Origin of the sequence: Burkholderia sp. Ax-1720 (assembly GCF_011753035.1) — a bacterium.
Taxonomy (GTDB): Bacteria; Pseudomonadota; Gammaproteobacteria; order Burkholderiales; family Burkholderiaceae; genus Burkholderia; species Burkholderia gladioli.
Genome location: NZ_VWWK01000034.1, coordinates 45,621 through 56,403, shown reverse-complemented (window position 1 = coordinate 56,403; position 10,783 = coordinate 45,621). Strand labels below are relative to the sequence as shown.

Genomic DNA, 10,783 nt, shown 5'->3' with positions numbered 1-10,783 from the left:
GCGCGCGTGAGCAGGTATTCGAAGCGCAGCGCGGCGGTGGCGAGCCGCGCGCGGGCAAGGCGCATCTCGGTTCGGCGCGGCGTGTCGCGAGCCTGCGTCCCGGCCCGCCTCGCGCCATTTCACCGGCGAAAATCACGGCAATTTCCCGTTTTCATGTAAATTCATCCGATCGAATGCGGCCCGGTCGTCCCGGGCGGCTTTCCTCGAATGCAGAATCCGGCGCGCACGCGCCGACAGGATCCCAATTCCTACATGAATCGAAAAGTGTCGATGAAGGACGTCGCGCTGGCCGCGGGAGTGTCCCAGCCGGCGGTGTCCTATGCCTACAACAAACCTTCCGAGATCTCGGACGCGCAGCGCGAGCACATCCTCGGCGTGGCCAAGCGGCTCGGTTATCCCGGCCCGAACGTGCGCGGGCGCAGCCTGCGATCGGGCCGCGTCGGCGCGATCGGCCTGATGATCATGGACGAGCTGCCCTATGCGTTCACCGATCCCTCCACGGTCGCGCTGCTGCGCGGCATCGCCGAGATCAACGAGCAGTCGAACGTGGCGCTCTCGCTGTTCCCGCTGCAGAAGTCGATCGCCAACGATCCGGCCAGCGGCACCAGCCTGGCGGTGCGCGGCTTCGTGGACGGCCTGATCGTGCACAGCCTGCCCGACCATTACCCCGGCATCGAGGTCGCGATCCGGCAGGGCATTCCGCTGGTGGTGGTCGACGCGCCGCTGATCGAGGGCACGCCCTTCGTCGGCATCGACGATTTCGAGGCGGGCAGGGCGCAGATGCGCCACCTGGTGGAGCAGGGGCATCGCGGCATCGGCATCGTGGTGGAGCGGCTGCGCCCGGACGGCGTGCGCGGCGAGGTCAGCGCGCGGCGGCTCGCGCGCTCGACCGAGCGCGTGGTGTCGGCGCGTCTCAAGGGATATCTGTCGGTGCTGGAGGAGGTCGGGCTCGGCTTCGGCGAGGTGGCGATCGTCGAGGCCGGCGGTTTCGACGAGGCCGCGGCCGACTGGGCCGCCGCGCAACTGCTCGCCAGGCCGGGCCTGAGCGCGATCGCGACGACCTCCGACGTGATGGCCCTGGCGGTGCTGAAGGCGGCGCGCGAGAGCGGGATCGCGGTGCCGTCGGCCTTGTCGGTGATCGGCTTCGACGACATCCCCGAGGCCGCCGGCGCCGGGCTCACCACGATCCGGCAGCCGCTGATCGACAAGGGACGCGAGGCGGCCCGCATCCTCGACGCCCTGCTCGGCGCGGCACCCGGCGAGCAGCAGGTCGAGCGGACGATCTTCCCCACCGAATGCATCGTGCGCGCCACCACCGCGCCGCCGCCGGCCGCGAAGCCGCGCGGCCGGCGCGCGCGATAAGGCGGATCTTCGTCGTCTCGTCTTCTCGTCGCGTCGTCTTCTCGCCATCGCGCGAGATTCGCGGCGGGGCTCGATGCCGGCGGCGATCGCCGAGGTGCTTCGTCGTTGGCCGAACCTGCAGCCCTCGATCGACATCGGCCGTCATTCGCCGCCGGCCGCGCGGGCCGGCCCCTGTCTCGACTTCCGCCCCAGCGCCTCAGCCTTCCCCGCCCCAGACCACGTGAGCTTGCTCCCCGCTCAGGTACTGCTCGACCTCCACCGGTATCGAGTCGTCGCCGGGCGCGAGGATGGTCGCCTGGCGCAGATGGCGCTTGCGGATCGGGCCGCGCTCGACGAAGCCGAAGGCCAGCCGCGTCGAGAACGGCTGCCGGAACGAGGACGAGGCCACGCCGGTGAGCAGCCCGTAGAGGAAGCGGATCGGGCGCCGATGCTGCGGCGTGAGCACGGAGAAGGTCATCTCGTTCTTCTGCCGGCCCTCGAAATCGACCATGAAGATGCGGTCGCCGAGCAGGAAGCAATAACCGCGGTAGGTGAACGAATACCCGACCCGGTTCGCCTGCCCCAGCAGCGGGAAGCGCTCCACGGTGACGTATTCCACCATCGCGTCGTGCTGGTACAGGCAGGTGACGGAGCGCAGCACGCGGCCCTTGTAGATCGACGACTGGTGATAGCGGTAATAGACGCCGAGGAAGTCCTGCAGCGAGGTGGTGGACGACTCGATCAGCGGCAGGAAGCGCGCCAGGCCCGGCGAGCCCTTGAGATCGATCGGCAGCTCGTGCTCGAGCCCTTCGTAGAAGCCGCGGAAATCGGCAGGATTGCGAAACAGGTCGGCGGGCTCCATCAGGAAGAACTTGGCGATCTTCAGCAGCACCTTCTGCGAGGGCACGTGATGCGCCGCCAGGTACTTGTTGAACTGCTGGCGGTTGATGTTGAGCCGCCGGCAGAAATCGGCGACGGAATCGTAGCTCGCCACCAGCAGGGCGAGGTTGGCGGCCAGGTTGGCCAGGTCTCGGGAGCGGTCCATGGGCATGCTCGATGGGCGGGGCGGCCGCCGCGGATGCGGGGCCTGGCGAAAGGGGCGGGCGCTGCGTCGGTTCGGCGAGGCCCGTGCTTGGGGGTGAGTGCGTCGGGGTGAGTGCGTCGAGGTGAATGCCTCGCTGCGTATTCCTGCGTCGCTCAGGGGCCGTTTGCGAAGTTGAAACCGCCCGGCGGCGGGCCGATACTGCAATCCGGACCACGGAGGAAGCGCCGATGCCAGCCGCAGCATGCGAGGTCGATACCGCCGCCTACCGGCAGACCATCGAACGGATGTGCGCGCTCGCGCGCGGGCTGGCCCTGCGCGCGCTCGAGCGGCCCGTCGGCTTCGAGCGCAAGGCGGATGCCTCGCCCGTCACCGCGCTGGATCGCGAGATCGAGCTGGCGCTGCGCGAGCTGGTCCGCCGGCGCCATCCGCGCGACGCGATCCTGGGCGAGGAATTCGGTGAGCAGGTCGGCGAGGCATGCGGTGCGTCGGCCGACCTGCCCGCCGATGCCTCGGCGGCGGCGCGCTGGATCATCGACCCGCTCGACGGCACGCGCGCCTTCGCCACCGGCAGCCCCTTGTGGGGCACGCTGATCGGCGTGCTGCGAGACGGGCGCCCCTGGCTCGGCGCGATCGAGCTTCCCGCGCTGGACCAGCGGCTGTGCTCGTGGCAAGCGAGCGCCTGGGCCAGCCCGAGGCGGATCGGCGAGATCCGCCTCGCCGGCATGGCCACCACCACCCCCGACAAGTTCACGCCGCGCCAAGGCGCGGCGTTCCAGCGCCTGCGCGAGCACGTGGGCACCCATCGTTACGGCGGCGACTGCTTCAACTACGCGGCGCTGGTGGCGGGACGCTGCGATCTCGTGGTCGAAGCGGGCCTCGCCCCGCACGACTACCTGCCGATCGTGCCGCTGGTCGAAGCCGCGGGCGGGCGCATCACCGACTGGCAGGGGCGCGAGCTGTCCGAGCGTTCCGCGGGCGATGTCGTGGCGGCGGCCGATCCGCTGCTGCACCGGGCCGTGCTCGACATCCTCGCCGCCGGGATGCGCGGCTGAGTTCGCGCGCGGCCTGCATGCACCGGCCGCGCGCGCGGCCGGTGCATGGCCCGAACCGGGCGCGCGACCGACGCGGTGCATCGGCATCGGCCGCGGTTTCATCGCTCAGCCGAACTGCCGCGCCACGCGCAGCGCGTTGGCGGCGATCGTCAGCGCCGGATTGACCGCCGCCGACGAGGGGAACCACGAGCTGTCGACGATCCAGGCATTGTCGACGTCGTGCAGCCGGCAGCCGGTATCGAGCACGCTGCTGCCCGGGTCGGTGCCCATCACGGCGGTGCCGCACTGATGCGAGTTGGTCGCGATCCCCATGCGCCGGGTCATCACCAGCGGGTAACCCGCCTTGCGCATCATCGCCACGGTGCGGCGCACCAGCTCGCGATGCGCGCCCAGGTTGTTGGGCCGCCAGCGCACCTGGATGGCCCCGCGCTCGCTGTCGTAGCTCACGCGATTCTCGCGATCCGGCAGGTCCTCGCTGGTCAGGTAGAGATCGACGCTGTGGTCCGTGATGTAGCGCGAGATCGCCTTCGGCAGCCAGGGAACCATGCCGCTCACCATCGGCTCGCGGATCTTGCCGAGCATCTGGATGTTGCCGAGCGGGAAGGCATTCGCCTCCGAGCGCAGGTACCAGTCGTTGACGGCGAGGGTTTTCTGGAAGCCGACCCGGTTCACGCGGCGCGGGTCCATCGCGATCGTGAAGGTGCTGTTGTGGACCATGTAGTTGCGCCCGAGCAGCCCGGAGCTGTTGCCCACGCCCGCGGGATGATGGTGGTCCGCCGAGCGCAGCAGCAGCGCCGCGCTGTTGACGGCCCCGCATGCCAGCACGAAGCGCTTGGCCAGGATCCTGACCGGCCGGCCGTCGCGCGTGCCGAGCGCCTGCTCCACCCGCGTGCCGTCCGCGGACATCACCAGGCGCTCGATGCGCGTGCCGACCATCAGGCGCGTGCCGCCGGTCTCGATGGCCGGCCGCAAGGCGGAGAACTCCGCGTCGCCCTTGGCGTCCACCAGGCAGGGATAACCGTCGCAGGTCGAGCACAGCACGCAGGGCCGGCCCGCGCCGTGGTCGAGCGCGGCGGGCATCGTGAAGGGCCGCAGCCCCTGCGCGCGCATGGCCGCTTCCAGCCGGTGCAGCGCGGGGTCGTGCGCGATGGCCGGGAACGGATAGGCCGCCGAACGCCACGGCTCGGTCGGGTCGAGGCCGGCCTGGCCATGCACGCGATAGAGCCGCTCGGCGGCGGCGTAATACGGCTCCATCTCGGCATAGCTGATCGGCCAGGCGGGCGAGATGCCCTCGGCATGCTCGATCGCGAGGAAATCCGCCTCGCGAAAGCGCGGCAGCATGGCGCCGAACACCTTGGTGTTGCCGCCCACGTAATAGAACACGCCGGGCGAGAAGGGCTTGCCGGCATCGTCGTACCAGGCTTCGGCATTGCGGTAGCGGCCGTCGCGGAAGACGGCCTCGGCGCTCCAGTTCTGGATCTCGCGCGGCAGGAAATCGCCGCGCTCGACCACCAGCACGTCGAGGCCGCGGCCGGCCAGGGCATGGGCGAAGGTGGAGCCGCCCATGCCCGAGCCGATCACCGCCACCTCGCAGCTCACGGTACCGTCCGCCCCGGGCTCGACGCTCGCGAGCTCGCGCCGGAACACCGGAGCGAAGTCCCGAGAGTCGATGCCGCGACGATGAACGGGAATTGCGTCGTTCATTGCTTTGCAGGCCTTACAGATGTTGTTCCGATTGCCGGAATTGCGCGTATTCGTCCTGGCGCTCGTCGGTGATGTAGGCGGGGATCGGGAAATCCCACCAGCCCGGCACCCAGGGCCCGGCGGCATCGCGGTCGGTCGGGATCTCGATCAGGCAGGGCTCGTTGCAATCGAGCGCGGCCTGCAGGATCGGCTCGAGCGCCTCGTTGCTGTCCACGCGCCAGGATTTCAGGCCGAAGGCCTTGCCGATCGCCTCGAAGTCCGGCGAATAGGGCCGGCCGTCGGGGTAGTTGAATTCCGTGCCGATATGGCGGCTGGTCTGCTTGCGCTGGCCGCCGCGGATCGACATGTAGCCCGCGTTGTTCTGGATGATGAACACCACCGGCAACTGGTTGGTCACGCAGATCGCGATCTCCTGCGAGGTCATCAGGAAGTCGCCGTCGCCGAGGATGCAGACCACCGGGCTGTCCGGCCTGGCGAGCTTGGCGCCGATCGCGGCGGGCACGGCCCAGCCCATCGACGAGAAGCCGCCCGAGGTCAGGTGGGTGCGCGGCTCGTAGACGGGGAAGGTCTGCTTGACCGCGCCCTGCGTGTTGCCCGAGCCGACCACCACGATGGTGTCGCGCGGGAAGATCTTGCGCAGCGCGCCCAGCGGCCGTTGCGAGGTGAACGGGAAGCGATCGGAGTCGCGGCGCGTGGCCAGCTTGGCTTCCCACTCGGCCAGGTACTGCGCGAGCTGCGCCAGGTAGTCGTCGCGCTGGACGCTGTCGTGCTTCAAGGCCTCGACGAGATGGGCCAGCGCGTGTTTCGCGTCGGCCACGATGCCGACCGTCACCGGATAGTTCTTGCCGATCTCGTGCGGATCGATGTCGATGTGGATCAGCTTGCCCGGCGGGATCGAGAAGGTCACGCCCTTCGCGTAGCTCGAGGAGGACCAGTCGGTGAAGCGGCAGCCGACCGCGAGGATCACGTCGGCGCTCGAGGCCAGCTTGTTGCCGGCCAGGGTGCCGGTCTGGCCGACGCTGCCGCCGAACAGCGGGTGATCCTCGGGGAAGCCGCTCTTGCCGTTCCAGGTGGTGACCACCGGCACCTGCCAGTGCTCGGCGAGCGCGCGCACCTCGGCCGCCGCCTCGCCGGTGATCACGCCGCCGCCGATCACCATCACCGGGCGCCGGGCATCGCGCAGCACCTCGGCGGCCCGGGCGATGGCGGCGGGATCGGGGAACACCTTGCCGACCGGCACGCGGTCCTCGAGCTTGTGCAGCGTCACCTCGGCCGCCTCGGCCTGGGTGTCCATCGGGATTTCGATATGGACCGGGCCCGGGCGGCCGGTCAGCATCGAGCTGAAGGCGCGATGCATGATGAAGGGCAGCTCCTCGACGCGCTGCGCCACCCAGTGACGCTTGGAGACGGCCTCGGCGATCTTCGGGAAGTCGTTGTCGACGAAGCGCTCCAGCTCCTGCAGCAGGCCGTGGCCGCGCATGTGGGTGGGCGGCCCGCCGGTGATCAGCACCACGCTGGTGGAATCGGTATAGGCGGTGGCCATGCCGATCACGGTATTGCTCGCGCCCGCGCCGATCGAGGTGACCGCCGCCATCGGCTTGCCCGAGACGCGGTAGTAGCCGTCGGCCAGGTGCACCGCGCTCTGCTCGTGGAAGACCTGGATGAAGGGGATTTCGGAGTCCTTCTCGAGGAAGGCATCGGTGAGCGTCCAGATGCCGTGGCCGGGGATGCCGGCCACGTAGTCGACGCCGTAGTTCTTCAGCGTCTGGGCGACGATTTGACTGCCAGTTAGCTTCGCCATGAGGGTTCCGCAAAGTGAGAAAAAGGATGCGCCGCGAATTGCTGTGCGAATTGCGGCGCGGATCGACCGGCGGCGGCCGGGGCGCGCCGCGCGGGCCGCCGCTTCAGGCGCGCACCGCCCATTGCAGCCCCTGCCGCGTCAGGCGGCGTACCTGGGGGCAGGCGAGGTTGCCGGTGTCGTGGCCGATCGAGTGATAGAAGACGCGCCCGGCGCCCCAGTTCCTGACCCAGGCCACCGGGCTGCGCTTGCCCGCCAGCCAGGGGAAGGGCTTGCCGTCGAAGGTGGTGTCGGCCAGCACGTGGTTGTTGGGGTCGACCTGCATGTAGTACTGCTCGGAGCGCACCTCGAAATCCGCCACGCCGCGCGTGACCGGATGATCGCGGTCGAGCAGCTCGACCCGGTAGGGATGCGGGTAGCCCTCGCCGGCCGGGTGCTCGATGAAGGAGCCGCCCAGCACCATGTGGTAGCGCAGGCTGGCGCGGAACGCGGCGGCCGCGCCGTGCCAGGCCGCCAGGCCCGTGCCGCCCTCGATCGCCGCCAGCAGGCGGTTTTCCTGCGCCTGCGTGAGCGTCTCGGTGGTCACCGCGTTGTTCCAGCCGATCACGATCAGGTCGAAGCCGCTCAGGTCGCGATCCAGCGTGAAGATGTCGTTGGAGGCCTCGACCTCCCAGCCCAGCTCGTCGAGCAGCTCGCGCGTCCAGGCGCCGACCTCGTAGGGAAAGTGTCCCGGCCAGCCGCCGTAGAGATGTAGTACTCGTGCCATGTCCAGCTCCTGTTCAAAACGACTTATACGTATAAGTTCGCCTATGCTGCGAGAACAAATCCCGGGTGTCAAGCGCAGGGAATACCCCGAGCGATCGCGAGGCGGTGCTGACGCGGCCCGACGCGGCGAATGCGTCTCGGCGCTTTGGTGCGACGTGCGAGAAAGGGGCGGGCGCCTTGGGTTCGCGCGGCGTCGCGCGAGGCTGGCGGGACGGGCGCCGCTGCCGGCGGCCGCCGCGCGCGACGCCTGCCGCTCGCCGTGCATCGTGCCGATGTGCGTCGGCTTGCGTCGCCGGATCGCGTCGTCGCGCGTCGATCGTGCCGCGGCTGCGAAATTGCCGCCCCCGAATCGGCCACCGACAATCGGCCATCCGATCCTGGCGATCGGAACAGTCCTCCGCCGAGGCGTGCCGCGTGCGGCCGCCGGGCGGACATACGTGCTCTCGGAGGTGTTGGGTGATTCGGTATCTGAAGAAAAGCAAGCCGGTGGAAGTGCAGGCGGCGATCGCGGAGCAGGTCCGCGCGACCGTGGAGAAGATCATCGCCGAGGTAGGCGCGCGCGGCGACGAGGCGGTTCGTCAGTATTCCAGACAATTCGACGACTGGGAGCCTGCCGCGTTCCGCCTGAGCGACGAGCAGATCCAGGCCTGCGTGGCCTCGCTGTCGGCGCGCGAGATCGAGGACATCCGCTTCGCGCAGGCCCAGGTGCGCCGCTTCGCCGAGGTGCAGCGCTCGGCCTTGCGCGACGTCGAGGTGGAGACCCTGCCGGGCGTGGTGCTGGGCCACCGGAACATCCCGGTCAATTCGGTGGGCTGCTATATCCCGGGCGGCAAGTATCCGCTGCTGGCCTCGGCCCACATGAGCGTGCTGACCGCCAAGGTGGCCGGCGTCAAGCGCGTGGCGGCGGTGGCGCCGCCGTTCGGCGGCAAGCCGCATCCGGCCATCGTGACGGCCATGCACCTGGCCGGCGCCGACGAGATCTACTGCGCCGGCGGCGTGCAGGCGATCGCCGCGCTCGCGCTGGGCACGGAGCAGTTCGCGCCGGTCGACATGATCGTCGGGCCGGGCAATGCCTATGTGGCCGAGGCCAAGCGGCAGCTGTTCGGTAGGATCGGCATCGACCTGATCGCGGGGCCGACCGAGACGCTGGTGATCGCCGACGATTCCTCCGACGTGGAGATCGTCGCCGCCGACCTGCTCGGCCAGGCCGAGCACGGCGTGAATTCGCCCACCGTGTTCCTCACCAACTCGCAGCGCCTGGCCGAGGACCTGCCGGCCGAAATCGAGCGCCAGCTCGCGCGGCTGCCGACCGCGCCGGTGGCGTCGGTGGCCTGGCGCGACTACGGCGAGATCGTGCTGTGCGACACCCTCGACGAGATGGTCGAGGAAGCCGATCGCATCGCCTCCGAGCACGTGCAGGTGATGACGCGCGACCCGCTGTACTTCCTGCAGCACATGAGCAACTACGGGGCGCTGTTCCTCGGCGATCGCACCAACGTGTCCTATGGCGACAAGGTGATCGGCACCAACCACACGCTGCCGACCATGAAGTCGGCGCGCTACACGGGCGGCCTGTGGGTGGGCAAGTTCATCAAGACCTGTACCTACCAGCGGGTCCTGACCGACGAGGCTTCGGTGCTGATCGGCGAATACTGCTCGCGGCTTTGCGCGATGGAGGGATTCGCCGGCCACCAGGAGCAGGCCGACATCCGCGTGCGCCGGTTCGGCAAGGCCGCCGTCTGAGGCAGGCCGGCACCAGGCGTCGAGCGCAAGGCACCCGCGAGGGTGCCTTTTCGTTTGGCGCGCCCGGCATGGCGGGCACGCTTCGCATCGACGCCGGGGCAGCGGCGCGAGGTGCGGCGCGAGGTGCGGCGCCGGGCACCCGCGTTCGAACTCAGCCGGGCGTGACGACGCGCGAGGACGCCGCCACCAGGAGCAGCAGGGCCGCCACGATCGCGAACGCGGCCGGCAGGCCCGCCGTTTGCGCGATCGAGCCGAGGATCGCCGGGCCGGCCAGCATGCCGGCATAACCCAGGGTGGCCGCCACCGGCATCGCCAGCTCGACCGGCATGCGCGTCTGCCGCGAGATCTGCAGGAACAGCAGCGGCACCAGGTTCGCCAGGCCCAGCCCGAGCGTGGCGAACAGCAGCATCAGCACCAGCCAGTGGTCCAGCCAGACCAGCGCGATCAGGCTCGCCCCCGCCGCCAGCGAGCCCGCCAGCAGGATCCGCCGGGCGCCGACGGCGCCGGCGAGGCGATCGCCGCCCAGGCGGCCGACGGCCATCGCCGCGGCGAACGCGGCGTAGCCGTAACCCGCGTGCGCGGGGCTGAAGGCCTTGCGCGTGGTGAGGAACACGCCGCTCCAGTCGAGCACCGCGCCCTCGGCGAGAAAGATCACGAAGCAGAGCACGCCGATCCAGACCACCGCCCGCGTCGGCAGGCGCCACGCGGCGCGCTCGCCCGACGCGATCCTGCCGATGAAGTGCCGGCCGGCCAGCAGCCACAGCACGAGCATCACCGCGGCCACGCAGGCGACGGCGCCCGGCGGCGGGACCCGCAGCGACAGCAGGCTGCTGACGCCGGCCGAGCCGGCGATCGCGCCGATGCTGAACCAGGCATGGAAGCCGGACATCAGCGGCGCCGCGTGCAGGCGCTGCACGGCGGCGGCCTGCAGGTTCATGGCCGATTCGAGGGTGCCGATCCCGCAGCCGAACAGGAACAGGCTCAGCGACAGCATCCGCGCGTCGTCGGTCGAGGCCAGCGCGAACAGGCAGGCGCAGGCGAGCGGGCCGAAGCCCAGGTTGATGAAGCGGCAGCCCAGGCGGCTCGCGGCCGCGCTGCCGAGCGGCATGGCGATCAGGCTGCCGATCCCGAACCACAGCAGGGCGAGCCCGAAGGCGCTGTCGTCCAGCCCGATGCGCGACTTCGCCAGCGCGGCGAGCGGGGCCCAGGAGGACAGCATGAAGCCGAAGGAAAAGAACCCGGCGCGGGTCGAGAAACGCTGCCAGGCGGCAGCGGTGGGGGAAGGGGCGAGGGTGCAACGGCTCATCGGCGTGGCGCGGCTCCTGGGGGAAGGTC

The 10,783-nt window shown here is 70.1% G+C and carries 8 protein-coding genes; 3 read left to right on the top strand and 5 right to left on the bottom strand.

Annotated elements, in window-relative coordinates:
* Positions 1 to 252 precede the first annotated feature (252 nt).
* The gene (locus tag F3J18_RS13380) at positions 253 to 1,362 is read left to right on the top strand and encodes a LacI family DNA-binding transcriptional regulator (RefSeq protein WP_166913092.1); all 1,110 of its coding nucleotides are present in this window, start codon (positions 253 to 255) and stop codon (positions 1,360 to 1,362) included.
* Between the two features lie 196 nt (positions 1,363 to 1,558).
* Here F3J18_RS13380 and F3J18_RS13375 read toward each other — a convergent pair whose 3' ends face one another.
* Positions 1,559 to 2,386, bottom strand: coding sequence for a helix-turn-helix transcriptional regulator (locus F3J18_RS13375; protein ID WP_025099887.1), 828 nt, complete (start codon positions 2,384 to 2,386; stop codon positions 1,559 to 1,561).
* A gap of 227 nt (positions 2,387 to 2,613) precedes the next feature.
* Between F3J18_RS13375 and F3J18_RS13370 the strand changes: the two genes are divergently transcribed.
* Positions 2,614 to 3,438: an inositol monophosphatase family protein gene (locus tag F3J18_RS13370; RefSeq protein WP_166913091.1), complete on the top strand. Its 825-nt coding sequence runs from the start codon at positions 2,614 to 2,616 to the stop codon at positions 3,436 to 3,438.
* Between the two features lie 105 nt (positions 3,439 to 3,543).
* Here F3J18_RS13370 and F3J18_RS13365 read toward each other — a convergent pair whose 3' ends face one another.
* From F3J18_RS13365 to F3J18_RS13355, 3 genes are all read right to left on the bottom strand, one after another.
* On the bottom strand, positions 3,544 to 5,142 hold the full coding sequence (locus F3J18_RS13365) for a GMC family oxidoreductase (RefSeq protein ID WP_166913090.1): 1,599 nt from the start codon (positions 5,140 to 5,142) through the stop codon (positions 3,544 to 3,546).
* A gap of 13 nt (positions 5,143 to 5,155) precedes the next feature.
* Positions 5,156 to 6,943, bottom strand: coding sequence for a thiamine pyrophosphate-binding protein (locus tag F3J18_RS13360; protein WP_025099884.1), 1,788 nt, complete (start codon positions 6,941 to 6,943; stop codon positions 5,156 to 5,158).
* Between the two features lie 103 nt (positions 6,944 to 7,046).
* Positions 7,047 to 7,706: a ThuA domain-containing protein gene (locus F3J18_RS13355; RefSeq protein WP_166913089.1), complete on the bottom strand. Its 660-nt coding sequence runs from the start codon at positions 7,704 to 7,706 to the stop codon at positions 7,047 to 7,049.
* Between the two features lie 455 nt (positions 7,707 to 8,161).
* Between F3J18_RS13355 and hisD the strand changes: the two genes are divergently transcribed.
* Positions 8,162 to 9,448, top strand: coding sequence for a histidinol dehydrogenase (gene hisD / locus F3J18_RS13350; protein ID WP_166913088.1), 1,287 nt, complete (start codon positions 8,162 to 8,164; stop codon positions 9,446 to 9,448).
* Positions 9,449 to 9,599: 151 nt separating this feature from the next.
* On the opposite strand, the gene F3J18_RS13345 is transcribed toward hisD, so the two are convergent.
* Positions 9,600 to 10,754 carry an MFS transporter gene (locus F3J18_RS13345; protein WP_025099881.1) on the bottom strand — a complete coding sequence of 385 codons (1,155 nt, stop codon included), beginning with the start codon at positions 10,752 to 10,754 and terminating at the stop codon, positions 9,600 to 9,602.
* Positions 10,755 to 10,783: the final 29 nt, after the last annotated feature.

Excerpts from the sequence above, each read along its gene's own strand:
- F3J18_RS13380 (WP_166913092.1), top strand. The coding sequence starts at position 253 with ATGAATCGAAAAGTGTCGATGAAGGACGTCGCGCTGGCCGCGGGAGTG.
- F3J18_RS13375 (WP_025099887.1), bottom strand. The coding sequence starts at position 2,386 with ATGGACCGCTCCCGAGACCTGGCCAACCTGGCCGCCAACCTCGCCCTG.
- F3J18_RS13370 (WP_166913091.1), top strand. The coding sequence starts at position 2,614 with ATGCCAGCCGCAGCATGCGAGGTCGATACCGCCGCCTACCGGCAGACC.
- F3J18_RS13365 (WP_166913090.1), bottom strand. The coding sequence starts at position 5,142 with ATGAACGACGCAATTCCCGTTCATCGTCGCGGCATCGACTCTCGGGAC.
- F3J18_RS13360 (WP_025099884.1), bottom strand. The coding sequence starts at position 6,943 with ATGGCGAAGCTAACTGGCAGTCAAATCGTCGCCCAGACGCTGAAGAAC.
- F3J18_RS13355 (WP_166913089.1), bottom strand. The coding sequence starts at position 7,706 with ATGGCACGAGTACTACATCTCTACGGCGGCTGGCCGGGACACTTTCCC.
- F3J18_RS13345 (WP_025099881.1), bottom strand. The coding sequence starts at position 10,754 with ATGAGCCGTTGCACCCTCGCCCCTTCCCCCACCGCTGCCGCCTGGCAG.